Origin of the sequence: Arthrobacter sp. efr-133-TYG-120 (assembly GCF_030209785.1) — a bacterium.
GTDB lineage: Bacteria > Actinomycetota > Actinomycetes > Actinomycetales > Micrococcaceae > Arthrobacter.
The window spans coordinates 81,194-107,423 of sequence record NZ_JARVRI010000001.1; the positions used below are offsets into that span (position 1 = coordinate 81,194).

General features: G+C 63.8%; 34 protein-coding genes. 15 read left to right on the forward strand and 19 right to left on the reverse strand.

The features are described 5' to 3' along the window. Nucleotides 1-56: 56 nt before the first annotated feature. The 3 genes from QRN51_RS00380 to QRN51_RS00390 form a co-directional block, all read right to left on the reverse strand. Entirely contained in the window at nucleotides 57-314 is a 258-nt protein-coding gene (locus QRN51_RS00380) for a type B 50S ribosomal protein L31 (RefSeq protein ID WP_009358283.1), read from the reverse strand. A gap of 202 nt (nucleotides 315-516) precedes the next feature. After that, nucleotides 517-747: a hypothetical protein gene (locus QRN51_RS00385; protein ID WP_284988192.1), complete on the reverse strand. Its 231-nt coding sequence runs from the start codon at nucleotides 745-747 to the stop codon at nucleotides 517-519. Nucleotides 748-766: 19 nt separating this feature from the next. Beyond that, entirely contained in the window at nucleotides 767-1,069 is a 303-nt protein-coding gene (locus tag QRN51_RS00390; RefSeq protein ID WP_284988193.1) for a hypothetical protein, read from the reverse strand. A gap of 2 nt (nucleotides 1,070-1,071) precedes the next feature. Between QRN51_RS00390 and QRN51_RS00395 the strand changes: the two genes are divergently transcribed. After that, nucleotides 1,072-1,248, forward strand: a complete 177-nt coding sequence (locus tag QRN51_RS00395) for a hypothetical protein (RefSeq protein WP_284988194.1) — start codon at nucleotides 1,072-1,074, stop codon at nucleotides 1,246-1,248. A gap of 387 nt (nucleotides 1,249-1,635) precedes the next feature. Here QRN51_RS00395 and QRN51_RS00400 read toward each other — a convergent pair whose 3' ends face one another. Together QRN51_RS00400 and QRN51_RS00405 are read right to left on the reverse strand one after the other, a co-directional pair. Next, nucleotides 1,636-2,535 carry an RNA polymerase sigma-70 factor gene (locus QRN51_RS00400; RefSeq protein WP_284988195.1) on the reverse strand — a complete coding sequence of 300 codons (900 nt, stop codon included), beginning with the start codon at nucleotides 2,533-2,535 and terminating at the stop codon, nucleotides 1,636-1,638. Between the two features lie 10 nt (nucleotides 2,536-2,545). Then, on the reverse strand, nucleotides 2,546-3,121 hold the full coding sequence (locus QRN51_RS00405) for a carboxymuconolactone decarboxylase family protein (protein WP_284988196.1): 576 nt from the start codon (nucleotides 3,119-3,121) through the stop codon (nucleotides 2,546-2,548). 155 nt (nucleotides 3,122-3,276) lie between these two features. On the opposite strand from QRN51_RS00405, the gene QRN51_RS00410 reads away from it, so the two are divergent. Further along, nucleotides 3,277-3,447: a hypothetical protein gene (locus tag QRN51_RS00410; RefSeq protein ID WP_284988197.1), complete on the forward strand. Its 171-nt coding sequence runs from the start codon at nucleotides 3,277-3,279 to the stop codon at nucleotides 3,445-3,447. 13 nt (nucleotides 3,448-3,460) lie between these two features. Beyond that, nucleotides 3,461-3,730 carry an aldo/keto reductase gene (locus QRN51_RS00415; RefSeq protein WP_284988198.1) on the forward strand — a complete coding sequence of 90 codons (270 nt, stop codon included), beginning with the start codon at nucleotides 3,461-3,463 and terminating at the stop codon, nucleotides 3,728-3,730. A 30-nt stretch (nucleotides 3,731-3,760) separates the two neighbouring features. On the opposite strand, the gene QRN51_RS00420 is transcribed toward QRN51_RS00415, so the two are convergent. From QRN51_RS00420 to QRN51_RS00430, 3 genes are read right to left on the reverse strand one after another with little or no spacing between them, the layout of a single operon-like run. Then, entirely contained in the window at nucleotides 3,761-4,579 is an 819-nt protein-coding gene (locus QRN51_RS00420; RefSeq protein ID WP_284988199.1) for a TrmH family RNA methyltransferase, read from the reverse strand. A 9-nt stretch (nucleotides 4,580-4,588) separates the two neighbouring features. Then, nucleotides 4,589-5,374 carry a sulfite exporter TauE/SafE family protein gene (locus QRN51_RS00425; RefSeq protein ID WP_284988200.1) on the reverse strand — a complete coding sequence of 262 codons (786 nt, stop codon included), beginning with the start codon at nucleotides 5,372-5,374 and terminating at the stop codon, nucleotides 4,589-4,591. A 19-nt stretch (nucleotides 5,375-5,393) separates the two neighbouring features. Then, entirely contained in the window at nucleotides 5,394-6,179 is a 786-nt protein-coding gene (locus QRN51_RS00430; protein ID WP_059389255.1) for an ABC transporter ATP-binding protein, read from the reverse strand. Between the two features lie 125 nt (nucleotides 6,180-6,304). On the opposite strand from QRN51_RS00430, the gene serB reads away from it, so the two are divergent. Further along, nucleotides 6,305-7,198, forward strand: a complete 894-nt coding sequence (serB, locus tag QRN51_RS00435; RefSeq protein ID WP_284988201.1) for a phosphoserine phosphatase SerB — start codon at nucleotides 6,305-6,307, stop codon at nucleotides 7,196-7,198. An 86-nt stretch (nucleotides 7,199-7,284) separates the two neighbouring features. Here the strand turns inward: serB and QRN51_RS00440 are convergent, their stop codons facing one another. Both QRN51_RS00440 and QRN51_RS00445 read right to left on the reverse strand, forming a co-directional pair. After that, the gene (locus QRN51_RS00440; RefSeq protein WP_284988202.1) at nucleotides 7,285-8,034 is read right to left on the reverse strand and encodes an SDR family oxidoreductase; all 750 of its coding nucleotides are present in this window, start codon (nucleotides 8,032-8,034) and stop codon (nucleotides 7,285-7,287) included. Nucleotides 8,035-8,122: 88 nt separating this feature from the next. Continuing rightward, a complete protein-coding gene (locus QRN51_RS00445) occupies nucleotides 8,123-8,848 on the reverse strand; it encodes a beta-ketoacyl-ACP reductase (protein ID WP_059389256.1) in 726 nt (241 codons plus the stop codon). Nucleotides 8,849-9,001: 153 nt separating this feature from the next. On the opposite strand from QRN51_RS00445, the gene QRN51_RS00450 reads away from it, so the two are divergent. From QRN51_RS00450 to QRN51_RS00470, 5 genes are all read left to right on the forward strand, one after another. After that, complete coding sequence (locus QRN51_RS00450) at nucleotides 9,002-9,523, forward strand: DUF3099 domain-containing protein (RefSeq protein WP_284988203.1); 522 nt, start codon at nucleotides 9,002-9,004, stop codon at nucleotides 9,521-9,523. After that, nucleotides 9,520-9,798, forward strand: a complete 279-nt coding sequence (locus tag QRN51_RS00455) for a hypothetical protein (protein ID WP_284988204.1) — start codon at nucleotides 9,520-9,522, stop codon at nucleotides 9,796-9,798. The genes QRN51_RS00450 and QRN51_RS00455 overlap by 4 nt, the downstream gene beginning before the upstream one ends. Next, nucleotides 9,799-10,653, forward strand: coding sequence for an SURF1 family cytochrome oxidase biogenesis protein (locus tag QRN51_RS00460; protein WP_059389259.1), 855 nt, complete (start codon nucleotides 9,799-9,801; stop codon nucleotides 10,651-10,653). Continuing rightward, nucleotides 10,637-11,122 carry a YbaK/EbsC family protein gene (locus tag QRN51_RS00465; RefSeq protein ID WP_284988205.1) on the forward strand — a complete coding sequence of 162 codons (486 nt, stop codon included), beginning with the start codon at nucleotides 10,637-10,639 and terminating at the stop codon, nucleotides 11,120-11,122. The genes QRN51_RS00460 and QRN51_RS00465 overlap by 17 nt, the downstream gene beginning before the upstream one ends. An 88-nt stretch (nucleotides 11,123-11,210) precedes the next feature. Continuing rightward, on the forward strand, nucleotides 11,211-11,654 hold the full coding sequence (locus QRN51_RS00470; protein WP_059389261.1) for an SRPBCC domain-containing protein: 444 nt from the start codon (nucleotides 11,211-11,213) through the stop codon (nucleotides 11,652-11,654). Nucleotides 11,655-11,663: 9 nt separating this feature from the next. On the opposite strand, the gene QRN51_RS00475 is transcribed toward QRN51_RS00470, so the two are convergent. Next, complete coding sequence (locus tag QRN51_RS00475; RefSeq protein WP_284988206.1) at nucleotides 11,664-13,262, reverse strand: ABC-F family ATP-binding cassette domain-containing protein; 1,599 nt, start codon at nucleotides 13,260-13,262, stop codon at nucleotides 11,664-11,666. 224 nt (nucleotides 13,263-13,486) lie between these two features. Here QRN51_RS00475 and QRN51_RS00480 point away from each other — a divergent pair, with 224 nt between their 5' ends. The 4 genes from QRN51_RS00480 (at nucleotide 13,487) to QRN51_RS00495 (ending at nucleotide 16,403) form a co-directional block, all read left to right on the forward strand. Next, on the forward strand, nucleotides 13,487-14,260 hold the full coding sequence (locus QRN51_RS00480) for a YrzE family protein (RefSeq protein WP_284988207.1): 774 nt from the start codon (nucleotides 13,487-13,489) through the stop codon (nucleotides 14,258-14,260). Nucleotides 14,261-14,418: 158 nt separating this feature from the next. After that, nucleotides 14,419-15,033, forward strand: coding sequence for a biotin transporter BioY (locus tag QRN51_RS00485; protein WP_284988208.1), 615 nt, complete (start codon nucleotides 14,419-14,421; stop codon nucleotides 15,031-15,033). A gap of 18 nt (nucleotides 15,034-15,051) precedes the next feature. Next, the gene (locus tag QRN51_RS00490) at nucleotides 15,052-15,783 is read left to right on the forward strand and encodes an energy-coupling factor ABC transporter ATP-binding protein (RefSeq protein WP_284988209.1); all 732 of its coding nucleotides are present in this window, start codon (nucleotides 15,052-15,054) and stop codon (nucleotides 15,781-15,783) included. Beyond that, a complete protein-coding gene (locus QRN51_RS00495) occupies nucleotides 15,780-16,403 on the forward strand; it encodes an energy-coupling factor transporter transmembrane component T family protein (RefSeq protein ID WP_059389265.1) in 624 nt (207 codons plus the stop codon). The genes QRN51_RS00490 and QRN51_RS00495 overlap by 4 nt, the downstream gene beginning before the upstream one ends. Here the strand turns inward: QRN51_RS00495 and QRN51_RS00500 are convergent. From QRN51_RS00500 to QRN51_RS00535, 8 genes are all read right to left on the reverse strand, one after another. After that, a complete protein-coding gene (locus QRN51_RS00500; RefSeq protein WP_284988210.1) occupies nucleotides 16,400-17,617 on the reverse strand; it encodes a thiolase family protein in 1,218 nt (405 codons plus the stop codon). The two genes, QRN51_RS00495 and QRN51_RS00500, sit on opposite strands and share 4 nt — an antisense overlap. Further along, nucleotides 17,610-19,019: a class I adenylate-forming enzyme family protein gene (locus QRN51_RS00505; protein ID WP_284988211.1), complete on the reverse strand. Its 1,410-nt coding sequence runs from the start codon at nucleotides 19,017-19,019 to the stop codon at nucleotides 17,610-17,612. Before QRN51_RS00505 ends, QRN51_RS00500 begins: the two co-directional genes overlap by 8 nt. Before the next feature lie 125 nt (nucleotides 19,020-19,144). After that, nucleotides 19,145-19,477 (reverse strand): metal-sulfur cluster assembly factor, encoded by a 333-nt coding sequence (locus QRN51_RS00510; RefSeq protein WP_059389266.1) that lies wholly within the window; start codon nucleotides 19,475-19,477, stop codon nucleotides 19,145-19,147. A 14-nt stretch (nucleotides 19,478-19,491) separates the two neighbouring features. Beyond that, entirely contained in the window at nucleotides 19,492-20,286 is a 795-nt protein-coding gene (gene sufC / locus QRN51_RS00515) for a Fe-S cluster assembly ATPase SufC (RefSeq protein WP_284988212.1), read from the reverse strand. 38 nt (nucleotides 20,287-20,324) lie between these two features. Next, the gene (locus QRN51_RS00520; protein ID WP_059389267.1) at nucleotides 20,325-20,681 is read right to left on the reverse strand and encodes a non-heme iron oxygenase ferredoxin subunit; all 357 of its coding nucleotides are present in this window, start codon (nucleotides 20,679-20,681) and stop codon (nucleotides 20,325-20,327) included. Nucleotides 20,682-20,707: 26 nt separating this feature from the next. Further along, the gene (gene sufD, locus QRN51_RS00525) at nucleotides 20,708-22,036 is read right to left on the reverse strand and encodes a Fe-S cluster assembly protein SufD (protein WP_284988213.1); all 1,329 of its coding nucleotides are present in this window, start codon (nucleotides 22,034-22,036) and stop codon (nucleotides 20,708-20,710) included. Between the two features lie 2 nt (nucleotides 22,037-22,038). Continuing rightward, a complete protein-coding gene (sufB, locus tag QRN51_RS00530; protein WP_284981344.1) occupies nucleotides 22,039-23,514 on the reverse strand; it encodes a Fe-S cluster assembly protein SufB in 1,476 nt (491 codons plus the stop codon). Between the two features lie 11 nt (nucleotides 23,515-23,525). Next, nucleotides 23,526-24,293 (reverse strand): helix-turn-helix transcriptional regulator, encoded by a 768-nt coding sequence (locus QRN51_RS00535; protein WP_059389270.1) that lies wholly within the window; start codon nucleotides 24,291-24,293, stop codon nucleotides 23,526-23,528. 152 nt (nucleotides 24,294-24,445) lie between these two features. Here QRN51_RS00535 and QRN51_RS00540 point away from each other — a divergent pair, with 152 nt between their 5' ends. Next, complete coding sequence (locus QRN51_RS00540; RefSeq protein WP_284988214.1) at nucleotides 24,446-25,411, forward strand: ABC transporter ATP-binding protein; 966 nt, start codon at nucleotides 24,446-24,448, stop codon at nucleotides 25,409-25,411. Further along, nucleotides 25,408-26,184: an ABC transporter permease gene (locus QRN51_RS00545; RefSeq protein ID WP_284988215.1), complete on the forward strand. Its 777-nt coding sequence runs from the start codon at nucleotides 25,408-25,410 to the stop codon at nucleotides 26,182-26,184. Before QRN51_RS00540 ends, QRN51_RS00545 begins: the two co-directional genes overlap by 4 nt. The last annotated feature ends 46 nt before the right edge of the window (nucleotides 26,185-26,230 follow it).

Consider the following 26,230-nt stretch of genomic DNA (forward strand, 5'->3'; position numbering starts at 1 on the left):
AGCCACCGAAGATACGGCGGGTGCGGGCTTTCACAGAAGCTTGGAGGTGAAGTTGATTACTTCTTGCCGCCGAAGCCCTTGAAGCGAGCGTTGAAGCGCTCGACGCGGCCTGCAGAGTCCATAATGCGCTGCTTGCCCGTGTAGAACGGGTGGGACTCCGAGGAGATTTCGACGTCGATGACCGGGTAGGTGTTGCCGTCTTCCCACTCGATGGTCTTGGAAGAAGACACGGTGGACTTGGTCAGGAACTTGACGCCGGAAGCCAGGTCGTTGAATACAACAGCTTCGTACTTCGGGTGGATATCAGACTTCATAATGGGACCTTTGTTCACGCAGCTGGATTTTGCCAGTTGCCAGGTATGAATGGAGGTGGTCCGTTGCTTCCATTTGCAAATTTCAGCGGTCGGGCCAACAACCAATCATAGCGGAAACCGCAGGGCCAAACGAACCGAGGTCAGCCACGGGGGCGGTCTCCTCATTGGCCGCGCCTGTCAGGAGTGCCTGCAAGTGTCCTGGCTAGTTTGCTTCCCTGTAGTCGTGGTGGACGTCGTTCGGCAGGGACTCTGCCTCGCGTGAGCGGAGTTCTGCTTTCAGCTTCCGCGTCTTCTGGATCTGTATTTCGTTGAGTATCAGAGGAATGAGCACAAAGAGCGGGAAGACGAGCCGCCCGAAGACAGGGAGGTCTTCGAGAAAGATCGCCCAGAACATTGCGAAGACGAATACAGCACTATAGATGTACCGGAACAAGCATGTTTCTCCTCGTGCGTTATGCGCAGTCGCGGGCTGGCACGGGTATGGCCCCGGCTCCAGGATTCCAAATCCCGAATCCGTAGCAACCCCATAGGAGAAGCCCTGAGCTGGACTGCCAGACGTTTCCGATGTTGCGGATGGTGTCAGCCTCCCAGCCGTACATGGCGACGACCGGGTATGGAATCCACTGGATCGAGGGATCCGCGACGATTGGATAGGCAGCACCGTTGGTGTTGACGTGCTGGATGATTTTGGGCCCGTTGACGGTATACGACGTCGGGAGCTTCTTGCCGTTGGAGTCGAGTTGCCCATGGGGCACTGATGAATGGAATCACGATGCGGGCGGACTGGTTGCGGAGCTGCACGCCGCCGTCGTTGGTGAGTTCTGCGACGTACCCGTCCGGGATCGACATGGAGAAGTCTGCGGAAGCTGCCGCTGCCGCGGTTCCCGTGAGCAACTTCTTCAGTGCATTCATCAAGTTGTCCCCTAACCTCTGATTGACTTGGAATCAGCAACGCCAAAGGTGATAGCCGTCTTTCACTTTATTTTGCGGCGTCGACGGAAACGTCATCCTCGGGGACTAGATTGTGCGCCGATTCGGTTTTGCCTGGTCCACCTATCGGATGAGCCGGATAACGACGCTCAGACCCTTCGCGCCGCAGGCGTGCCCGACCGGGGCAGAGCGCCGGCTGTTGCTTGGCTCGCCCGTCTAGTGTTCGACGGGTCGGAATCGCGGGCTCGAGTTGGCGAAGAGACAGCAGACCACAGCCAAAGAATCATGCTGCACTTTGTCTCAGAAGTCCGCATGTGGAGCGGTGGATCCCACTTCAGCTGTACGAGGCCACGCCGACTTGCGCCGAGATCGCAATGGAGGGTCGGAGCGGCTAGCGCACCAACTGGGTCTCCTCCTCCAAGTGGCCCAGCTTGTCCGGGTTACGCATGGCGAAGATCCGCGCGATCCTGCCGTCCTCCACCACCAGGCTGATAAGCGACGGACCGCCTGCTTCGTCGTCGATCCGGATGCCGAGGCCGCCGTTGAGCCAAAGCAGAGCGATTTTCGGGTTGAGCGCGGCCTCTGGGAAGGACCGCAGCAGATTTGTCACCTTCTTCGCACCGTACACCGGCACCCGAACCGCCTGCGCGAGGCCGCCGCCGTCGGCGATGAGTACGACGTCCGGCGCCAACACATCCATCAAGCCCTGCACATCCCCGGTGGTGACCGCCGCCAGGAACCGTTCGACGACTTCCTGCTGCTCGCTGCGGTCCACGCGCATGCGGGGGCGGCGGGCGGCCACATGAGAGCGCGCACGGCTGACGATCTGGCGCACGGCGGCCGCTGACTTACCCACGGCCTCGGCAATCTCCTCGTAGGGCACGTCGAAAACCTCCCGTAGTACGAAGACCGCCCGCTCCACAGGGGTGAGGGATTCGAGAACCGTGAGCATGGCGATCGAGACGCTTTCGGCCAGTTCCACGTCCTCGGCGACATCCGGCACGGTGAGCAGGGGCTCGGGCAGCCATTCCCCGACGTAATCCTCCCGCCGTCGTGACAGCGTGCGGAGGCGGTTGAGCGCCTGGCGGGTGACGATACGGACGAAATAGGCCCGCGGGTCACGCACCTCCGCGCGGGCTCCGGCGCCCAGGTCAGACCACCGCAGCCAGGCCTCCTGCACCACGTCCTCGGCATCGGCGGCGGAGCCGAGCATTTCGTAGGCGACGGTGAAGAGCAGGCTGCGATGAGTGACGAAAAGGTCCAAGCTGTCGGCGGCGCCGGAGCTGCTCATGCCCGCCACGCTACCGCGCGCCGCTTCGTGCCGCGAGCGGCTTCAAGCCACAGGCATCCGCGAAACCCTCGGACTCAATGCCCAGGGCGACGTTGCCGCGGGTCGTGAGGTTGGCAAAGCCGATAACGCTGGTCAGCTCAACCAGGCCCGGTGAGCCGAGCTGCTCCAGCAGCCGGGCAGCGAGCTCGTCAGTGACCGTTACGGGGGTCGTACTCATCGCTTCGGCATATTCCAGCACGTCCCGCTCCAGGGGCGTGAAGACCCCGGAATCACGCCAGCGCGGGATCTGCTGTGCCTTTTCCAGGTCGAGGCCGTGGTTGTGGGCCATGAAGTAGTTGTAGTCCAGGCACCACGTACAACCGATGAGTGAGGCCACGGCCATGTGCGCATAGGACTTCAGCGACCCGTCACAGCTGTTCCACTTCTGCAGCTTCTGTCCGAAGCCCATGGATGCCTTGAGAACGGGCTGGTTGTGCCACATGACCCCCAGCGATTTCGGGACTTTGCCAAACATCTTCGCGCTGAACTTCTTGATGAGTGCGCCGTAGAAACCGGTGATCTCTGCGGCCGGGATCCTGCTGGTCATGACTCCTCCTGCGGGTCTGTTCTGGGTCTACGACATGAAGACACCGCCCGCGCCCGATCTGTGACAGCGACGTGACGCCAGAGGGCGGCGTCCACCTGATCTGATAACTGTTCCCGCCCGCGTAGCCTAGGGCTAACGCTTATTGGGGGGAACCAGTGAATTTAAGTCCAGCCGTCAGTGTTATTGGGGTTCTGTACGCGATCGTCACGTTCGTGCTGGCTGGGCTGGCGGTGTACGCCCGGGTCCTCGTCATTGTTTTCCTTCGGCTGCGGATCGCCGAGCTGAAGCAGGCGGCACGGCGCAAAGACGATCCCCTGCGGCGATGACTCGAGCAAGCGAATGACCCGGTCAGGACGCGTCAGGGCTGCCATGGGATATGGCGACGGACACAGCGAGCAGCTGATCGGGAAGGTGCTCACCGATCGGCAGGAGCCGGTGGTCGTCGCGACCAAGGCCTCGCCGAAGAACAGGCAATGGCCCGCGGCGGCCGATACGCCGGTCTCGAAGGCCTTCCCCAAGGGCTATCTCCGCGAGTGCACCGAGGCGAGCCTCGCACGGCTCGGTATGGACAGCATCGACGTGCAGCAGATGCATGTCTGGGCACCCTGACCCGTCTCAGATCTTCCTTCGTGCCATTCGTTACCTCGTCGCGTAGAAGGCGACAGCCGACGACGCAGCAACGTTCAGCGAGTCGACGCCGTTCATCATCGGAATCGTCACGCGGGCATTAAGTAGTTGATCTGTCTCGGGCTTCAGCCCGTCGCCTTCGGTTCCGAAAACCAGCACCAGGTTTTGATGATCCTGGGCCACCAACTCATCCAGAGTGATGGCTCCCTCCCCCAGGGACATGCCTGCCACGAAGTAGCCCGCCTCTTTCAGCTGTTCGATGCTAGCTGGCCACGGGTCGACCCTTGTCCACGGCACCTGAAAAACTGTGCCCATGCTGACCCTGATCGAGCGCCGGTACAACGGATCGGCACACTGAGGTGACACCAGCACGGCGTCGACGCCGATGGCCGCGGCTGACCTGAACACGGCTCCGACATTTGTATGGTCGGTAAGGTCCTCAAGCACTGCGATCCTTGATCGCCCTCGTGCACGAACGCAATCGGCGAGAAGTTCCTCGAGGGGCACCGGTGCGGGCCGGTGCATGGCTGCCATGGCACCGCGGTGCAGGTGGAATCCGGTGATTTCCTCAAGCAGCGAAGCTTTGCCGATGTAGACCGGGACCTCCGGGAACTGTTGGAAGACGTCGTCGAGGTCTTCCAACCATTTCTCCGCCAGGAAGAAGGAACGGGGTTGGTGCCCGGCCGCGAGGGCGCGTCGCAGGACCCGTGACGACTCTGCGATGTACATGCCCTCCGCGGGCTCGCGGAGCTTGCGGAGATGGACATCCGTCAGTTGTGTGTAGTCGGCAACGCGCGGGTCGTCTGCCGTTTCGAGATAGTGAAAAGTCACGGGGGGTTCCTATTTCAGCAAGTTGGCGATCATGAAGCCGAGTGCCACGATGCCGAGCGCGAAGATCACGATGCGCAGCGCGAGGGGCTTCAAACGCCGTCCCACTTTGGAGCCCACCAGACCGCCGATCAACGAACTGACCGCGATGACTGCCACCACCGGCCATTCGATCCGGCCAAAGGCAAACAAGAGGTAGGAGCAGGCTGCCACTACGTTGACGGCCAGCACCAGGATGTTCTTCATCGCGTTGGCGTTCTGGATGGTGCCGGTCATGAAGACACCCAGAATGCCGACCAGCAGGATGCCCTGGGCCGCCACGAAATAACCGCCATAGACCCCCGCGAGGTACACCAACACCACCAGGATCACGGTGTGCCGCTTGTCGTGGATGGCGTGCTCCGGGTTGCCGGCCCGGTCCTGGACCCACCGTTGGAGTTTCGGCTGGAAGAGCACCATGAGCAGCGCGACCACGATCAGGACGGGAGCGGCGTAGTAGAAGACCTTTTCCGGAAGGTGCAGCAGCAGCCAAGCACCCGTGATGCCGCCAAGCAGCGACGCCGGCAAGAGCCTGAGCAGTTGCCGGCCCCTGCCCCTGAGTTCGTGTCGGTAGCCCCAGGCCCCTGTCACGTTGCCGGCCACAAGCCCCATGGCGTTGCTGATGGTCGCCGTGACGGGCGCGTAGCCCAGGGCGATGAGGACCGGGAACGTCACCAGGGTGCCGGAGCCGACAACGCTGTTGATGGTTCCGGCCCACAAACCCGCGAAAAAGATCAGGATGCCGCTAAGGATCTCCACTGCTTCTCGCTGCCCCGGCCTAGCGGCGGGCGGTGGCCGTGTAGCGGCCGGAGTTTTCGGTCACATCCAGGGGCAGGCCGAAGGTGTTGCTGAGGTGTTCCGCGGTCAGGACTTCCTCGATGGGTCCTGCGGCAACCACCCCGCCGTCGCGAAGCAGCATGGCGTGGGTGAATCCCGGAGGAACTTCTTCAAGGTGGTGCGTCACGAGGACCATGGCGGGGGCGTCCTCGTCACGGGCGAGTTCACCGAGTTTGTGGACGAGCTCTTCGCGTCCGCCGAGGTCCAGGCCGGCGGCCGGCTCGTCGAGGAGGAGCAGCTCCGGGTCGGTCATGAGGGCCCGGGCGATCTGCACGCGCTTGCGCTCGCCTTCGGAAAGCGAGGAGAAGGAGCGGTTCAGCAGCGGACCCATGCCCCATTCGTTGAGAAGGCCGAAGGCCCGGCGCTCGTCGTCGCGCTCGTATCCCTCACGCCAGCGGCCGGTCACACCGTAGGCTGCGGTGACCACGACGTTCAACACGTTTTCCTGTTCCGGGATCTGGGTAGCCAGGGCCGCCGAGGAAAGGCCGATCCGCGGACGGAGCTCGAACACGTCCACCCGGCCTAGCGTCTCGTCCAGGATCCCGGCCTTCCCGCTGGTGGGATGCATCCGGGCTGCGGCGATCTGGAGCAGAGTGGTCTTTCCGGCACCGTTGGGACCGAGGATGACCCAGCGTTCGCCTTCATTGACCTGCCAGTCAACCTTGTCCAGCAGGGTCTTGGTACCTCGGACAACGCTGACGGAAGCCAATTCAAGAACATCACTCATAGGAGTAGACACTAGGACAAAAATAGGGGCGATAGATAACTGGAACTCCGGTCACATGGTCTGCGCGACGACGTGGATGAAGCACGAGTTCGGGCGGCGGTTCCCCGCTCGCTAAGATTGCAGCCATGAGTTCGAACTTGACCGCGGTCAGCTATGGCGTGAATTTGTCCCTTTCGGAGCTTGAACACCTGCGCAAGGTCTTGTCCGGATCGGGGGCTACCTTCACGTCGGAGTCGCGTTCGGGCGACGAGCGCTTCGGGGTCTATACCATGGGCCTGGCCGTTGACGGGGCTACTGACACCGACTTGTCAGGCCTCCGGCGCAGGGTCGCCGAGGCCTCCGCACCGGGCATGGACACCGCGATTGTCGCCGACGCGCTGCGTGATGCTTCGCGCAAGCTGCTGATCATGGATGTGGACTCCACCTTGATCCAGCAGGAAGTGATCGAACTACTTGCCGCGCACGCCGGCAAACGCGAGGAAGTAGCCGCCGTGACCGAGGCTGCGATGCGCGGCGAACTGGACTTCGCGCAAAGCCTCCACGCCCGGGTGGCGGTCCTCGCAGGCCTGCCGGCCGCCGTCGTCGACGCCGTCCGCGCTGAGGTGCGCCTGAGCGAGGGGGCCGCGGAACTCGTGGCCGCGTTCAAGGCCGCCGGCCATGCGGTGGCGGTGGTATCCGGTGGCTTCAACCAGATCCTTCGGCCCATCGCTGAGGAACTCGGCCTGGACTACTGGATCGCAAATGAACTTGAAATCGTTGACGGCTTCCTGACGGGCAAGGTCCTTGGCGACGTGATCGACCGCGCCGCCAAGGAGAAGTACCTTCGCGAGTGGGCAGCCGCCGAGGGAATCGACCTGGAGCACACCATCGCAGTGGGCGACGGTGCCAATGACCTGGACATGCTGGGCGCTGCGGGCATCGGTGTGGCGTTCAACGCCAAGCCTGCCGTCCGGGCGGTAGCCGATGCCGCCATCAACATGCCGTACCTGGACGCGGTCCGGCATATCGCCGGCGTTTAGGCGGAAATTCACGCGCAACGACGAAGCGGCCCGGGACAGTGTCATTCAGACAGTCCCGGGCCGCTTCTTTATGCGCTAAGAGGTGATCAGGCGCTCTTGCCGAAGTAATCGGCGCCGCCGACGTACTCGGTGTGGCCGCTCTCGACGTCGGCCGTGGCCATCTTCGCCACCTCGGCTGCGAACTCCTCCACCGAGTACAGCTTGCCGGCCTCGGCCCGGCGGGCCTCGATGGCGCCAGGGTTCGAGCGGTCCAGCAGGGTGGCCGTCACGGTGCCCTCGATCATGTCGCCGGAAACCACCACGAGGGAGATGCCCTTGTCGCTAAGGTTCGGCAGAAGTTCACGCAATGCGTCTTCGCCGGCGCGCTTGCTCCGGGCAACGGGCTCGTACTCGGGCATCGTGGGAACGGTCTCGACGAAGTGCGCCTGGTGGCTCGTGACGAACACCACGCGGGAACCTTCCGGCATCAGCGGAACTGCGGCGTTGAGCATGTTGATCTGGGCGTCGCGGTTCAGCTTGAGGGCGTAGTCCTCTTCCATGCCGGACTCCATGCCGCCGGAAGCGTTGAGCACGAGGACGTTCAGCGAACCGAATTCCTCCATGGCGGCGCTGGCCAGCGCCTGGACGCCTTCCTGCGTGGTCAGGTCCGCGCCAACGGCTACGGCACGGCCGCCGGCCGCCTGGATCTCGCCGACTACCTTGTTGGCCCGGGGGGCCTTCTGGCGGTAGTTGACGACCACGGCAGCGCCCTCGCCAGCCAGGATCTTGGCTACTTCAGCGCCGATGCCGCGCGAAGAACCGGTGACGATTGCCGTCTTGTTGTCCAGCAGTCCCATTCGTGCTCCTTTATTCAAAACGTCCAACTTGTTGAAAACATCCAACTTCTATTAATTCCGAGTCAATCATGCCAGCGGGATTGGTGATCTAGTGGCCCATGCCCAGGCCGCCGTCCACGGGGATGACGGCACCGGAAATGTATGCGGCTTCGTCACTGGCAATCCAGCGGACCACGTTGGCCACCTCGGAGGCTTCGGCAAAGCGGCCGGCCGGAACACTCGCCAAGTAGGCCTTCTGGGTGTCTTCGGGAAGCTCGGCGGTCATGTCCGTGTTGATGAACCCCGGTGCCACCACGTTCGCCGTGATGCCCCTGCTACCAAGTTCGCGGGTGAGGGAACGGGCGATGCCCACCATGCCCGCCTTCGAGGCCGAGTAATTGATCTGTCCCGGTGCGCCGTAGAGACCCGACACGGAAGAGATCAGCACAACCCGGCCCTTGCGCAGGCGGATCATGCCTTTGGAGGCACGCTTGATCACCCGGAAGGCGCCCGTGAGGTTGGTGTCGATGACGGACGTGAAGTCGTCCTCGCTCATGCGCAAAAGGAGAGTGTCCTTGGTGATCCCGGCGTTGGCTACCAAAACCTCCACGGGTCCATGGGCGGCTTCGACTTCCTTGAACGCTGCGTCGAGGGAGGCCTCGTCCGTCACATCGGCCTTGACGCCAAGGATGCCCTCGGGAAGGGGGGTTTCGCTGCGGTAGGTCACGGCGACCTTGTCGCCGTTGGCGAGGAATGCCTCTGCGATAGCCAGGCCGATGCCGCGGTTTCCGCCCGTAATGAGGACGCTGCGGGCGGTTGATACTGCTTCAGACATGCTGCTCTCCAGAGTTCCGCGGCAGGACTGTGCCGCTTGAAAGTGGGTGATTTCCTGCATCGATCTTAGCCGCCGCGAGGCCCCGGCCGCGGGTAGCTGCACCTGGCGCGGTTTGGGAGGCCCGTTCAAGGGTGAGAGAATTGAGGGAAGCCGTTGGAGCGTGATGAATCAGCCGTGACAAGAGATAGCAGTCCCCTGCAGGCGCCCGGGGACCCGGACGCCGTATCAGGTGACCCCGTGGTGCATAGCATTACCGACGCCGCCGCCGCCCACTCGGACGACATGCGCGAACGAATGATCAAGTACGCCTTGGCAATGGGTATCCGCTTGGTGTGCCTCATCCTCATTTTCGTGGTCGACGGCTGGTTCAAGATCATCGCTGTCGCAGGGGCCGTGTTCCTGCCCTGGATTGCCGTAGTGATCGCCAATGGCAGCGACAAGGCCGAAGTCCACAGCGACGCCTTGCTGGACTACGTCCCGGCCGTCGAGCTGGAAGCGGGACCGGCTGAAGAAGGGGCGCCGTCGGCGGCGCCCGTCACCGTCCTGGAAGGCGAACTCATCGACGACGGCGACGACGCCACCGTCCAGGACGCTTCCGGTCCGGAACCAGCCGACAACACCGGTGCCAGCAAGCAGCGATTTCCGCTCGGCGGGGAAGAACAGGCGGCTTCATGAATATCTTCACTATGGGCGGCCTTGGGCTGGAGAATGAAGAGCACGCGGGCCGGGGCGGGACGCATCCGGCCGTCTGCTCACGCAAGGCGTGCCGCGCCGAGGCGACGTGGCAGCTCCTGTGGAACAATCCCCGCATCCACACTCCCGAGCGCCGCAAAGTATGGCTGTCCTGCGAGGAACACCGGGAATGGTTGGAGGACTACTTGCAGACCCGCGGCCTCTGGAAAGAGACCATCCCGTTCGCGATGACCACTGACCCAGGCGAGGCCATCTGAATGTACCGCTTTCTCTTTTCCAGCAAGTGGCTGGGCTACTTCGTCTTGGCCGTGATCTTCGCCACCGGCTGCGTCTTGCTGGGTCGCTGGCAAATGGACCGCAGGGCCGAGACGTTGGCCGAGATCAACCGCGTTGTCACCAACTACTCGGCCGCTCCCCTTCCCTTCTCCGCCGCCAAGGCGGAATTCCAGTCCCTGGACCCCGAACGGGAATGGGCACAAGTTGAGCTCCACGGAAGGTATGACGTTGCGGGCCAACGAGTCGTCCGTAACCGTCCCCTCAACGGCCAGCCCGGGTATGAAGTAGTGGTCCCGTTCCGATTGTCGAGTGGCGACGCCGTGGTAATTGACCGCGGATGGTTGCCCATCGGAAACAAGACACCCGGGCACCCTGACAGCATCCCGGCCCCGCCGGCCGGCGAGGTTACCGTCGTCGCCCGCTTGAAGGCCTCTGAACCGGATCTGGGCCGCGGCGCCGTGGACGGCCAGCTGGCATCGATCGACCTCCCTTCATATGCCACGGAACTTGGCTATCCCATCATGACCGGGGCCTACGGGCAGCTCGCCACGGAATCGCCCGCAGTCCAGGTGATGCCCGCGCCGTTCGCCAAGCCGGCCACCGACGAGGGCACCCACCTTTCCTACTCCTTGCAGTGGTTCGCGTTCGGCGTGCTGATGTTCGTTGGTTTCGGCTACGCGGCCAGGCAACAGGCCCGCAATGCCCGGATTGATGCCGAGGACGAGGAAGAAGAAATCAGCGCGATGCCTCGTCCGAAGGCACCCGCGCCACGGAAATCAAAGCGGCCAACGGCCGAAGAAGAGGAAGACGCCATCCTGGATGCGCAAGGCTACTGAAACGATCCCGGCCTCCGTGCTGAACGTGAAGTCCGCCCTGACCGCGGCGGGCGCCCAGGACACGGTGCTCACCTTCGACGACGATGTCCCCACCGCCGCTGCGGCAGCATCCTTGCTGGGTTGCGACATTGCGGCCATCGCCAACAGCCTCGTCTTCGAACTCGACGGCACTCCCCTGTTGATTCTCGCGAGCGGGGCCGCGAAGGTGGACACCGCCTTGGTCGCGGATTCCCTGGGGACAGCCAGGATCCGCCGGGCCAGCCCGGACTTCGTCTTGGAGCACACCGGCCAGGCCGTAGGCGGCGTGGCTCCCCTTGGACACCCGCGGCCCCTACGAACCATCCTCGACATCTCGCTCCAGGAGCATCCACTGCTCTGGGCGGGCGCGGGTGACCATAACTCGATGTTCTCCATCAGTTACAGCGAACTCCAGCGGATTACGGCCGCCCAGCCCCTCAAGGTCCGCTGATCCGGTGGTCCGTCGGGTCATTGATCCGCCGGGCTATTGATCCGGCGGAGCCGTCGTTCCGTTGCGGCCTGGGGCTAGGCTGTTGAGCATGGCTGAATACACCTACGTCACGTACATCGAAGGAACCGCGGACCAGATTTGGACGGCGCTCACGGACGCAGCCCAAAGCGCTGAATACTGGGGCCATGCCAATGTCTCGGATTGGAAGGCAGGTTCACGATGGGAACACCAGCGCACGGACGGCTCCGGAACCGCCGACGTCGTGGGAACTATCCTGGAAGCAACACCCCCGGCGCGCCTGGTGAACACGTGGGAGGATCCCGCGGTTCCGGCGGTGGTGAAGCCCGACGTTGTCACGTTCACCATCGAGTCGCACGACGGCATTGCAAGGCTCACGGTCCATCACAGGAACATCGCCGACGACGAACAGTTGGCGATCGCAGGCCGCGGCTGGTCGGCGGTCCTGTCCAATCTGAAAAGCTACATTGAACTGGGCCGCCCGCTTGCCTCCGTGCCGTGGGAAATGCCCTGACCCTCAGCCCTAAGCGAGCGTGATGAGGTCCAGGTAGTCTTCGTTCCAGTGGTCTTCGACCCCGTCCGGAAGCAGGACAACACGTTCCGGGTTCAGGGCCTGCACGGCGCCCTCATCGTGGCTGACGAGCACGACGGCGCCGGAATAGTTTCGCAGTGCGCCCAGGATCTCGGCGCGGCTGGCCGGGTCGAGGTTGTTGGTGGGTTCGTCGAGTAGCAGCACGTTGGCACTTGAGGCCACGATCGTGGCGAGGGCCAGCCGCGTCTTCTCACCGCCGGAAAGCACACCTGCCGGCTTGTCGACGTCGTCACCCGAGAACAGGAACGACCCGAGGATCCCGCGGACCTCTGCGTCCTTCATGTCCGGAGCCGATGAACGCATGTTCTCCAGGACCGTGCGGTCGTGGTCCAGGGTTTCGTGTTCCTGAGCGTAGTAGCCCACTTTGAGCCCGTGGCCCGGGACGATATCGCCGGTGTCCGGCTTGTCCACCCCCGCGAGCATCCGCAGGAGGGTGGTCTTGCCGGCACCGTTGAGGCCCAGGATGACCACTTTGGAGCCACGGTCGATTGCCAGGTCCACGTCGGTGAAGATTTCCAGTGAGCCGTACGACTTGCTCAAACCCTCTGCCGTGAGCGGAGTCTTGCCGCACGGAGCAGGATCCGGGAAACGCAAGGCTGCCACGCGGTCATTCTCGCGGACTGCTTCCAGGCCGCCAAGCAGCCGTTCGGCACGCTTCGCCATGTTCTGCGCGGCCACGGCCTTGGTGGCCTTGGCACGCATCTTGTTGGCCTGGTCCATGAGGACCTGGGCCTTCTTCTCGGCATTGGCGCGTTCGCGCTTTCGGGCGCGCTCGTCGGTTTCCCGCTGCTGCAGGTAGCGCTTCCAACCCATGTTGTAGAAGTCGATCTGCGCCCGGTTGGCGTCCAGGTGGTAGACCTTGTTGACGGTGGCTTCCAGGAGCTCCACATCGTGGCTGATCACGATCAGCCCGCCCTGGTGGCCCTTGAGGAAGTCGCGGAGCCACGTGATGGAGTCTGCATCGAGGTGGTTCGTGGGTTCGTCCAGGAGGAGGGTCTCGGCGTCCGAGTAGAGGATCCTGGCTAGTTCCACGCGGCGGCGCTGGCCGCCGGAGAGTGTCTTGAGCGGCTGGTTCAGGAGACGCTCGGGAAGTGCCAGGTTGGAGGAAATAGCTGCGGCTTCCGCCTCGGCCGCATAACCGCCTCCCGCGAGGAACTCGGCTTCCAAACGGTCGTAGCGGTTCATGGCCTTGCGCTGGACCGTGGCGTCCTCGCTGGACATGTCCGCTTGCGCCTGCTTCAGCTTGCCCACCACCACGTCGAGGCCGCGGGCGGAAAGGATGCGGTCGCGTGCAAGCTGTTCCATGTCCGGGGTCCGGGGATCCTGGGGCAAGTAGCCAATCTCGCCACTGCGGGCAACCTTGCCGGCAGCGGGGAGTCCCTCACCGGCGAGGACGCGGGTGAGGGTCGTCTTGCCTGCACCGTTCCGGCCCACCAGACCGATTTTGTCCCCCTTGTCCACGCGGAAGCTCACCTGGTCCATGAGCAGGCGGGCGCCGGCGCGCAGTTCGAGTTCCTGGACGGTAATCAATTCGGGGGATGCCTTTCAATGGGGAACACCCGCAGCACCCGAAGTCAAGGCGCGGCTGAAGTGGAGGGGCCGAACAAACGGCCTTTACGATTCTACCGCCCACGGGGTCCCACACTCGCCAGCGCCAGGGCAGGGCGCGGAACGCCCCGAAATAGTAAGCACCCTTGCTACTATTTTCGGTGCGTGGTTAGGTGAAGGTAGGACGATTCCGAAGGAGGCTCTCGATGAGCAGCACAACAGGATCCGATGGCAAACACGTCCGGGCCCACCGCGGCCAGGATGAAGTCCCTTACACCGAACCACGCCGTGACCGGGTAGGAGATGTACCTGGAACCGGCCCTGGCTACACTGACAACAGCTACGTCGACGAGACGAGCAGCTACCCCGTGGTTCCCGCCGCATCAGACCCAAACGCCGCCACCCGCGAGACAGTCATCGCCCGCGAAAAGGAGCAGTTCGGCGGAATCAAGATCGGCTCGGCCTTCTTCGGTTGGCTGACCGCCACGGGAATGGCCGTGCTCCTGGTCGCCCTCGTGGCGGCCGCCGGGATCGCTGTTGGACTCGCGAACAACGCGAACGTCAGTGACGCAGCGAACCTGGCATCATCGCAGTCCGTTGGCATTGCCGGGATCATCGCGCTTCTGGTGATCCTGTTCCTCTCCTATTATTGCGGCGGCTACGTTGCCGGACGCATGGCCCGGTTCAACGGCATCAGGCAGGGGCTCATGGTCTGGTTTTGGGCAATTATTGTCGCCGTGCTGGTCGCGTTGCTGGGCTTGTTCGCCGGACCGCGGTTCAATATCCTCGCCACCGTGAACAGTTTCCCGAGGATTCCGGTGAATGAGGGACAGCTGAGCACCATCGGCATCATCGCCGCCCTGGTCGTGGCAGCAGTGACCCTCATCGCCGCGGCACTGGGCGGACTGGCTGGAATGCACTACCACCGCAGGGTTGACCGCGCGGGCTTTACCCCAACAGCAGAGGACGTCGAGGCTTAGCCAAGGCGGCTCCGGCAACCAACAGCGCCGCTCTTTGTACCTTGGCCCCAAGGCCCGGGCGCGTTGCTCGTGGACACCCTACAAAATGCAGTGTCAGGCCGCTCTGTAGTGTCGGTTTCAGGGGATTCCCTCTGCCCCGGCACCAGATAGGACTCACGATGAGCAGCACCGAAACCGCATCCACGCGAAAAACTTCACCCCAAACCCGCTGGACGTCCACGGACATCGGCCTCATCGCGGTATTCGCAGCCCTCGTGGCCGCCTCAACACTGATTCCAGGCATTCCTGTCGGCGCACTCGGCGTGCCGATCACCCTGCAGACCCTCACCGTCATCCTCACGGGCCTTGTGCTCGGCGGCGGACGGGCCTTTGCCGCCGTCGGTCTTTACACCCTGCTTGGTTTCGCGGGACTGCCGATCTTCAGCGGAGGTCGCAGCGGGCTCGGTATCCTGGCGACACCGTCGGCCGGCTACATCATCGCCTTTCCCTTGGCGGCGGCCGCCACCGGCTGGCTGGCGGCAATCGTGATCCGCAAGACCGTCAAATACCGCGCCGTTTTCCTGTTTGCCGCAGCCATGATCAGCACCATCGTCCTCATCCACGGCCTCGGAGTGCTTGGCTTCATGGTCAATGGCAAGTTCGACTTCGCCAAGGCATTCCTGGCCGACCTGCCCTACTACCCCGGCGACACCATCAAGAACGTCCTTGCTGCGATCATCGCCGTCTCGCTCCACAAGGCCTTCCCGGACATCCTGGTCCGCCGCGTGAAGTAAAGCGGGAACAATCAGTACATGAACACCATCATTCTCAGCGAAGTCGCGGTGCGCGTAGCCATCGATGGCAGCCCGGCGCCCAAGACTTTGCTGCAGGACGTCTCCTTGGAACTCACGGAGCAACGCATCGCAGTCATCGGGGCCAACGGCTCGGGAAAGTCCACCCTTCTGCGCTTGCTCAACGGCTTGGTGGCGCCCAGCGAAGGCACCGTCAGCGTCAACGGCGCCGACAGCTTGCTTGACGTCCGCCAGGTCCGCAGCCAGGTGGGATTCGTGTTCACCGACCCCCTGTCGCAATTGGTCATGCCGACCGGGCGGGAAGACGTCGAACTATCACTGCGGCGTTCCATCAAGAACTCCAAGGAGCGTACAGCCCGGGCGGAAGCCGTCCTGGAACGGTTCGGGCTCCTCGACCTTGCCGACCAAAGCATTTACGAGCTGTCCGGCGGCGAACGGCAACTACTCGCCCTGGCCGCAGTCCTCGCGGTAAACCCCGGCGTGTTGGTCCTCGACGAGCCGTCAACATTGCTGGACCTGCGCAACCGGGAGCTGCTCAGGCGGACCCTTGCGGGCCTGGAGCAACAGATCATCATGTCCACCCACGATCTCGACCTCGCCCTCGAAGCGGATCGTGCCCTGGTGGTGGATTGCGGACGGATAGTGTTCGACGGCGGAGCAGCCGACGCCGTCGAACACTACCGCGCGCTGTGCGCCGCTGAGCCCGCACAAGGCAAGGTCGAGGCGACGTGAGGGGCCACGGGGTCCTGATCCCGAATTATGTGCCGGGCGACTCGATCGTGCACCGCACTCCCCTATGGCTCAAGTTCCTGCTCGTTGCCGGCTGCGGCCTGGCGTCGTTCCTCGTTGTCGACTGGCTTGTCTCGGCAGCCGTCCTCGGGGTGATGTGCGTGCTCTTCCTGCTCAGCGGCGCGGGGCTCAAACGTCTCGCGCGTTCCGTTTGGCTCGTGACGCCCATCCTCGCCGTGATCGGCGCCTTCCAATGGTGGCAACTGGGCGGCCCCGTAGCCGCGCGGATCGTGCTCAATGTGCTGGTCTGCGTCGTTGCGGCGTCGGTATTGACGGTCACGACTCCGGTGCAGGCGTTGCTGGACGGGGTGGTTGCCCTGTCCAAGCCGTTCAAGCGGTTCGGGGCGGACCCCGAGCGTTTCGCGCTGACCATCGCCATTATGCTACGCAGCCTTCCGTTCATCGCGGGCGCATTCTCCGATGTCCGTGACTCAGCCCGTGCGCGCGGCCTCGAACGCAATCCCCGCGCCCTGGTACTGCCGGTATTCATCACCACGGTTGCCTATGCGCGCCAGACCGGCGATGCCCTGGCCGCGCGCGGTCTTGGCGACGCGGAAGACTAATTGCCCTGCAACTGGGAGTACTGGAACATTGCCGCCGTGCCCATGCCACCCGCGATGCTGATCATTGCCAGTGCCAGGCTCTCCCGGCCGGGCTGATCTTCGGCAATCCTGCGGGCCTGGGCAAGTAGCCGCGTTACCAGGACAGCGCCCGACGCACCGTAGGCGTGTCCCAACGCCAGCGCACCGCCGTCGACGTTCGCCCGTTCCGGTTCCACTCCCAGCGCCTCAAGGCAGGCGAGGGTCTGCGAAGCGAATGCCTCGTTGAATTCCACGAGGTCCAGTTCCGCAGGTTCAAGATCGAGCCCGGCCAGCAACCGTCTGGCCGCCACCGAAGCTCCGAGCCCCAGCAATTCCGGGTCCACGCCCGCGGTGTCACAGCCCAGGACGAGCAATCCGTCGGCGGCACCAAGTTGCCGTGCGCGCTCGAGTGAGGTGATCACGACGGCGGAAGCCGCGTCAGCGTCGAAGCACGAGTTTCCGGCGGTCACAGTGCCGCCCGGTACGAATGCCGACGGAAAGCGGGCCATGACTCCGGCCTTGAGGGATGCCCGGGGTCCGTCATCCGCCTGCACTACGACGCCCCCGGCTTCCAAGGGAACAATTTCGGAGGCGAATGCGCCGGCGGCACGGGCAGCGACGGCGCGCTCGTGACTCCGCACGGCGAACCCGTCCTGTTGTTCGCGACTGACGCCACACTCCCGCGCTACGTTTTCAGCGGCCACACCCATGTCCGGATCCCCGAACCCGGGCGGCACGAAGGTGGCGCGGGTGTAGAAGTCCGGCTCGCCGTCGGGGTCCGGATTTCGCCTGGCACGCAACGGAGCAGTACTGATGCTCTCCACACCCCCGGCGAGGAAGACGCCGTTACCCCCCGCGGCCACGAGCCGGGAGGCCAGGGCGATGGCGTCGAGTCCGGAACCGCACTGCCGGTCCACGGTCAGCCCTGGAACACCCACGGGCAGTCCCGCGAGCAATGCGGCATATCTGGCCAGGTTTCCGCCCCCGCCCACCGCATTGCCGATGACGACGTCGCTGACGCCCGAGCCGGCAACACCGGTGGCTTTCAGGAGTGAGCGCAGCACGGGAGCGAGGAGTTCCTCGGCGCGAAGCGGCTTCAGTTGCCCATTGGCCCGGCAAATTGGTGTACGCAAGGCGGCGATGATCACCGGCTGGCGCGAGGGGTCCAGCCCCGTGGCCCGCTCACGGCTAGGCAAGGGGTTTCGCCCGCGGATCGTTGTTCTCAATCCAGTCGAGCAACATTTGGCGGCTGACCTTCCCGCGGTCCGTCACGGGCAATTCGGACAGGGTGAAATACCGCAGGGGTCGCTTGTCCCGGGCGAGCAAACCGTCCAGTCCCGTCTTCACTTGGGTTGCCGTCACCGAACCATAGGCGGGTACGATTCCGGCGACGACTTTCTGGCCGCGCACTTCGTCCAACATCCCGGCCGCTACAGCCGCCGAGACCCCGGGGACCGATGCCAGGGCGAGTTCCACCTCGTGGGGATAGACGTTCCTCCCGGAGGTGATGATCATGTCGGACCGACGGCCGAGGATGTGGAGGACACCGGAGTCCACATAGCCCTGGTCCCCCACCGTGTACCAACCATCAAAGCACCGCAGCGCTTGGCCGTCGTCGCCCCACAGATACCCGTTGCTGACCATGCCGGAGCGGACACAGATATTCCCGTCTGCCCCTTCGGGCCGCTCCGCGCCGTCGTCGTCCATGATCTTGAGTTCGACGCCGGGAAACGGTTGGCCGATTCCCGTTCCGCCGGCGTCGAGCGGTTCCCCGGCGGCAAGGCGCGTTCCGGAAACGAAACTGAGCTCGGACGCACCGTAATACTCGAAAATTGCCGCATTGGGCGCCCACCGCCTGGCCGCCTCAAGGGTACGGGCGTCCAGCTTCGAGCCTGCGCAAATAATGCTCCGAATACCGGATGCGTCCACGCCCCCGGTCAATCCGCGCTCACTCAAGAGGCGCAGCATAGTAGGCACGAGGACAAGGCGGGTGACCCCGTCATAAGCGATGGCCGCGTGGACATCGCCGACGTCGAAGGTCTCCAGGGTTTGGAAAGCCGCCCCCGCATACAAGCATTCGGACAAGGCGTAGAGGTTCAAGCTCGCGGCCAGCGGTCCGGGCGCAAGCGTCCTGTCCTCCGGCGTCAGCCCGAAGAATTCGATGGAGGCGTCGAACGAGACCTGCCACGAACGCCGTGAACGGGTGAAGGCCTTGGGGACGGACGTGGTTCCGGACGTCAGCCCGATCAGGAACGTGGTGTCCGGATCGCCGTCGGTCAGCTGGTCGCGTTCGCCATGGTGGAGGCCGGTGGCGGGCCCGGTTTGCCTCATCCTCCCGGTGACCTCATCGATCATGGCGTGCGGCCACAACGGGTCGAGCACGGCGCAGCGCCGCTCGCCGGCCACCGCCGCCGTGTATGCCACCACGAAGTCCAGGGAATTGGGCTCGGCGAGTATCGTCGTCGCGGGGGTCTCGCCCAGGCGCAACGTTGCGGCGTCCCGAAGGTCAGCCCAGTTGAGCCGTTTGCCGCCGACGACGACGGCGGTGTCGTCGGGGCGGTCATCGGCCCAGCGCTGAAGTTTGTCCAGAAAAGGCATCATCGAATTTTAGCCTCTGCGCCAGCTCCCCGGCCTTCTGTGACGCTGTGCGGGTACGACGACGGCCGGTCACCTTTCGCGAAAGGTGGCCGGCCGTCGTCGTACTTTAAGCAAGCGGTGGGGACTCAGATGTTGAAGCCGAGGGCCCGCATCTGGTCCTTGCCGTCGTCAGTGATCCGCTCGGGACCCCATGGCGGCATCCATACCCAGTTGAGGCGCCAGTCGTCGACGATGCCGTCGAGGGACTGGCCGACCTGCTCCTCGAGGACATCCGTCAGCGGACAGGCCGCCGTCGTCAACGTCATGTCGATGAGCAGGGCGCCGTCCTCCTCCGAGTATTTCAGACCGTAGAGCAGCCCAAGGTCCACCACGTTGACACCGAGTTCCGGGTCAATGACATCCTTGAGCGCCTCCTCGACGTCCTCGAGGCTGGTGCGAGCCGCGTTGATTTCGGTCATGGCGGGAGTCCTAACTAGGCCTGTGCTGCTGCGGCAGCAGCGATGGTGGCTGCGCCGGCGCCCGTGGCGTAACGGTCGTAGCCTTCTTCTTCGAGGCGGTCGGCCAATTCGGGGCCGCCCTCTTCGACAACCTGGCCATCAACAAACACGTGGACGAAGTCCGGCTTGATGTAGCGCAGGATGCGGGTGTAGTGGGTGATGAGCAAAGTACCCATGTTGCCCGTGGCGTGGGCGCGGTTGACGCCCTCGGAGACGACCTTGAGCGCGTCGACGTCCAGGCCGGAGTCGGTCTCGTCAAGCACGGCGAACTTCGGCTTGAAGAGTTCGAGCTGGAGGATCTCCACGCGCTTCTTCTCGCCGCCCGAGAAGCCCTCGTTGACGTTGCGCTGTGCGAAGTCGGCGTCGATGCGCAGCTGCTGCATGGCCGCCTTGACATCCTTGGTCCAGGTGCGGAGGGCGGGAGCTTCGCCGTCGATTGCCGTCTTGGCGGTGCGCAGGAAGTTGGTCATGGTGACGCCCGGAACCTCTACGGGGTACTGCATGGCCAGGAAGACGCCTGCACGGGCGCGCTGGTCAACGGTCATGGCCAATACGTCTTCGCCGTCGAGCGTGATGGTGCCCCTTGTGACGTTGTAGCGCGGGTGGCCGGCAATGGTGGACGCCAGGGTGGACTTGCCCGAACCGTTGGGGCCCATGATTGCGTGGGTCTCGCCGGTCTTGATGGTCAGGCTGACGCCCTTCAGGATCTCCTTGGTACCCTGCTCCGTCTCGATGCTGACGTGCAGGTCCTTGATCTCAAGAGTAGACATGCTCTTCTTTCTTTCGTAAGTCTTTAGGCACTTGGCGCTCAGTAGTTCTGTACTGACGCGCCGTTCACAACGTTGGTCACGTCCACGTAGACGTCGTCACCGTCGAGGGTGACGGCGAAGACGGGGACGGGGTCATAGGCAGGGAGCTGCAAGGGCTGTCCGGTGCGGAGGTCGAACTGGGAGCCGTGGCCCCAGCATTCGATCGCGCAGCCTTCGATTTCACCCTCGGCAAGGGAAATGTCGGCATGCGAGCAGGTGTCGCCGATGGCGTGGATCTCCCCCATCGAGTCCTTGACGATGGCTACGGGGTAGTCATCGATCAGGATGCGCAGCGCCTGCTTGACCTGGATCTCGTTGGCGTTGCATACCAGTTCGCCTTGTGGCTGATCGCTCATAGTCTGTTTTCCCTGCTTGGCTAGAATTAGTTGTCGCTCGCGGCGAGTTCACGCTCAACAGCCTCGGTGAGGCGCTCTTCGAGTGCCGGTACCTTGATCTGCTGGATGATCTCGTTGAGGAAGCCACGGACCACCAAACGGCGGGCGACGTCTTCCGGAATGCCGCGTGCCATCAGGTAGAACAGGTGCTCATCGTCGAAGCGGCCGGTGGCGCTGGCGTGGCCGGCACCCTCGATCAGACCGGTCTCGATTTCCAGGTTCGGCACCGAGTCGGCGCGTGCACCGTCAGTGAGGACCAGGTTGCGGTTGGCCTCGTAGGTGTCGGTGCCTTCTGCTTCCTTGCGGATCAGGACGTCGCCAACCCACACGGTGTGCGCGTTGCGGCCTTGCAGGGCGCCCTTGTAGAGGACGTTGGACTTGCAGTTGGCCACGGCGTGGTCAACAAACAAGCGCTGCTCGAGGTGCTGGCCGGCGTCGGCGAAGTACAGGCCGAACATCTCGGCTTCCGCGCCCGGCGCCGTGAAGCGCGTGGACGGAGTCATGCGCACGACGTCGCCGCCGAGGCTGACCACGATGTGCTTGAACTTGGCGTCCCGGCCCAGCTTGGCCTGCTGAGAAGAGGCGTGAACAGCGTCGTCGTTCCATTCCTGGAGCGAGATGACCGTCAGGTCGGCACCGTCTTCGACGAGGATTTCGACGTTCTCCGAAACGATCGCGCTGCCCTGGTGGTCCAGGACGATCCGGGACTTGGAGAAGCGCCCTGCCACGAGCACGATGTGCTGGGCGGAAGCTTCAGTGGAGGTGCCGGTCAGCAGGACGGACACTTCGCCGTCGAGCTGGAGCTCCGCGGGCACCGTAATGACGGTGGCCTCGGTGAAGTTCTCCCAAGCGTTGGCGGACACGCGGTCCTCCGGGATGGCTGCGGAGCCGATGCGGACGTCGTCCCGCCCCACGGTCTCGACGACGACGCCTTCCGGGGCGGTCACGGCGACCGACGGTGCCGAACCGGAGAGGACCTCGTTGTGTAGGCCGCGAAGCCGCTTGAGCGGGGTGAAGCGCCAGTCTTCTTCCAGTCCGGTGAGGGGTTTGAAGTCGGCCAGCTTGTACGAGGTCAGTCGACCTGCGCGCGAACTGTCCGGAATTCCAACGCCGCCGCCGTGGGAGTGGCTCTTGGCCGAGGCGCCCGCAAGCGGTCCGGCCGAAGGAGCCTGTTCCGAGGTCTTTTCCGAGGTGGAAGACGTGTTGGTGCCGGTGTTGACAGGCGAGAGGTTCTCGCCTTCTTCGGTGAAGCCGTCAATAAATGGCTGTGCCGAGGGCGCGCCGATGCGGGCCTTTTCAGTAGTGATTTCAGTCATTGCTAACCGACGGATCCTTCCATCTGCAGTTCAATCAGGCGGTTGAGTTCAAGGGCGTATTCCATGGGCAACTCACGGGCAATCGGCTCAATGAAGCCGCGCACGATCATGGCCATGGCCTCGTCCTCGGGCATACCGCGTGACATCAGATAGAAGAGCTGCTCCTCACTGACTCGGGAAACGGTGGCCTCGTGACCCATCACCACGTCATCCTCGCGGATGTCGATGTAGGGATAGGTGTCGGAACGGGAAATGGTGTCTACCAGCAGGGCGTCGCAACGCACCGTGTTGGCGGAGTGCTTGGCGCCTTCGCGGACCTGGACCAGGCCTCGGTAGGCTGCACGGCCGCCGCCGCGGGCAACGGACTTGGAAATGATGGAGCTCTTGGTGTTCGGCGCGATGTGGACCATCTTCGAGCCGGTGTCCTGGTGCTGGCCTTCGCCGGCGAAGGCGATGGACAGGGTCTCACCCTTGGCGTGCTCGCCGACCAGGTAGACAGCCGGGTACTTCATGGTCACCTTGGAGCCGATGTTGCCATCGATCCATTCCATGGTGGCGCCTTCTTCGCAGATGGCGCGCTTGGTGACCAGGTTGTACACGTTGGTGGACCAGTTCTGGATGGTCGTGTAACGGACGCGGGCGCCCTTCTTCACGATGATTTCCACCACTGCCGAGTGCAGCGAGTCCGAAGTGTAGATCGGAGCGGTGCAGCCTTCGATGTAGTGGACGTAGGAGTCTTCGTCCGCGATGATCAGGGTGCGCTCGAACTGGCCCATGTTCTCGGTGTTGATGCGGAAGTAGGCCTGCAGCGGGATGTCCACGTGGACCCCCTTGGGGACGTACACGAAGGAACCGCCGGACCATACGGCCGTGTTCAGCGAAGCGAACTTGTTGTCGCCCACCGGAATGATGGTGCCGAAGTATTCCTGGAAGATCTCCGGGTGCTCACGCAGCGCGGTGTCGGTGTCCAGGAAGATGACTCCCTGCTTTTCCAGGTCCTCGCGGATCTGGTGGTACACGACCTCGGACTCGTACTGCGCGGCCACGCCGGACACGAGGCGGCTGCGCTCGGCTTCCGGGATGCCCAGCTTCTCGTAGGTGTTGCGGATGTCCTCGGGGAGGTCTTCCCACGTGGCAGCCTGCTTTTCCGTGGAGCGCACGAAGTACTTGATGTTGTCGAAGTCGATGCCGGAGAGGTCTGCACCCCAGGTGGGCATGGGCTTGCGGTCGAAGTACTTCAAGCCCTTCAGGCGGAGATCCAGCATCCATTGCGGCTCGTTCTTCTTAGCCGAAATGTCGCGGACTACCTCTTCGTTGAGACCACGGCGTGCGTTGGCGCCGACGTCGTTCTTGTCAGCCCATCCGTACTCGTAGTTGCCAATACCGTGCAGCTCGGGATTCTTCTCCAGAATCTCCGAGATCACAGCACCGTCAGCTAGCGCTTTCTCTGCTGTTCCTTCAGCTAATTGACCCGTCATCACGGCCTTTCTTACTGATTGTTGGATTCGACATGGGGCGTGGCCCGCAGCTTCGGAAACCCGAGGGCTTCCTTCGCGGCCGGCCTGCCGGTTGGAATGTGGGTGGTGCAGACATGTCCGCCCTGCGCGAGGGTGGAAAGCCTGCGGACGTCGACACCGACCAAACGGGAAAACAATTCGGTCTCGGTGTCGCAAAAAACGGGAAATTCCGCGGCGAGCTGCTGGATGGGGCAATGGCCTTGGCACAGCTGGACGCTCGAGAGGGAAGCGGGCAACGGCGCCTTGGTCTCAATAGACGCAGCGGACGCGACATATCCGTCCCTGCTCAGCGCCTTGGACAGTGCCACAGCGCGGGCCGCAATGTCGGAACCCGCCAGGTCCACTTCGGGTGCGTAGCGCTCTTCCATTTCGGCGAAGCGCTCCACCGCATAGTCCCTGACAGCTTCCTCGCCCGCGAGGTCCCTGAGCTTCCGCAACGCGGAACTGGCAATGTTCAGGTAGTCATCCCCGAGCTTCGACTGCCCTTGTGAGCTGAGGACATAGCGACGGGCCGGCCGGCCTGCGCCGGCACCCGCCTTCGCGACGCGTTTTACCTCAATGACCCCGGCGCGCTGGAGGTGATCCAGGTGACGGCGGACGGCTGCGGGGGTGAAACCCAGCATGTCGCCGAGTTCAGCCGCGCTGACGGGACCGTGCTCCAACACCGCGTTGAGTACACGGTCGCGGGTGCGGTCTTCCGCGTCAGCCGCGCCAGCAGCTGTGCCACCGGGCACAGGCATGACCGCGCTATGCCTTGCGGGCACGGAAACAGAACTCCTCATGGAATACACAACACAATCATGTCGTAATTTAGTCCGGGCATCCAGTAAGGCAAGGCTGGCCTGCGGCACCTTGCCCGCCGCACCGTTACTACTTCACGTAGAATACTCTGGTGCGATCCCCCGAATCCCCTGTCCTCACCATCGATGGACTCATCAAGGACGTTGGCCCGCTGGCTTCCCTTGACGGCAAGATGCTCCGGGTAGTCAGCGGCCTGTCAATGTTCGCAGAACGCGGCCAGATCACCGCCTTGCTCGGTGCAAACGGCGCGGGCAAGACGACAACGCTCGAATGCGCGCAAGGCCTTCAAAAACGTACCGGCGGCCGCATCGCGCTCCTTGGCGAAGACCCCGACACGGCCGGCGCGAACCTTCGTTCGCGCGTCGGCGTGATGCTGCAGGACGGCGGCCTCCCGCCGTCGGCCCGGCCCATCCCCTTGCTTCGGCACATTGCGGGCATGTACCAAAACCCGCTGCCCCTGGATGGACTCGTGGAGCGCTTGGGCATCGACACTTTCAGCCGCACCGGAGTCCGCCGCCTGTCGGGCGGCCAGAAGCAACGGCTCTCGCTTGCGGCCGCCTTGATCGGCAACCCCGAAGTCCTGTTCCTGGACGAGCCCAGCGCGGGCCTCGATCCCCAGTCCCGCCAAATCGTCTTCGAGCTCATCGCCGAACTGCGGGATGCCGGCATGGGCATCATCCTCACCACACACCTCATGGATGACGCCCAGAGGCTTGCGGACTACGTCTACATCATCGACGCCGGTCACAACGTCGCAGAGGGCACCGTCGCCGACTTGTTGAGCCACGGCCACGAGGCCATGGACGGCGTGACCGAACGCACCCTGTTCTTCGATGCCCCGGCCGGACTCGACATAGCCGCGGCCATCGGCGACGAACTCACCATCACGGAAAGCCGGGCAGGCAGCTACGCGATCGCAGGCACGCTGACTCCGCAACATCTGGCCAAACTCACGGCCTGGTGGGCCGAAAAGGGCATTATGCCGGCGTCCCTCCGCTTGGAGGCGCGCAGCTTGGAAGACGTATTCCTGGACATTTCCGGAAGGGACATCCGATGACCACTGCGATCCCCGCGCGCAGCACACCCCACGCCGGACCCGCACCTTTGATGCGCAGGATCCTGCTGCAGGGGCGCTACGAAACCTTGACCATGATCCGGAACGGCGAGCAGCTGATCCTGGCTGTGATCATGCCCTTGCTGGCCTTGGTGGGACTCGCCGTCACACCGCTGCTCGATGGCTTGGGCGCCAGCCGTGTGGACATCGCGACGCCGGGCGTCCTCGCATTGTGCGCCATGTCCACGGCATTCACGGGCCAAGGCATCGCCACGGGCTTCGACCGGCGCTACGGCGTGCTCCGCTTCCTCTCGACCACTCCCTTGGGCCGGACCGGCCTCATCGCCGGAAAGATCATCGCCGTCTTGGCCGTCCTGGTCCTCCAGGTCCTGGTGATCGGCGCCGTGGCCGGGTTGCTGGGCTGGCATCCGCGTCCCGAAGGCTGGCTTCCGGGCCTGGTGCTTTTGGTTCTCGGCGCTGCCGCCTTCACCGCGCTCGGGCTTCTGGTTGCCGGTACAGTGCGGCCGGAGGCAACCCTCGCCATCACGAACCTGCTCTGGATTCTGCTGGGCGCCCTCGGCGGAATCGTGGTTCCTGCCGAGCGTTTGCCGGAACTGGCACAGAACATTGTGCATTTCCTGCCCTCGGGAGCCCTGGGGCAGTCGCTCAGGGACGCTTTCTTCCATGGCAGCGTCTCCCTGCCCTACGTTCTTGTGCTGTTGCTGTGGACCATCGTTCCTGGCGCGGCCGCCGTCCGCTGGTTCAAATGGAACTGAGCGTCCCGTTGTGGAACCAAAACGTCAGCGTGAATTGAGTACCGAG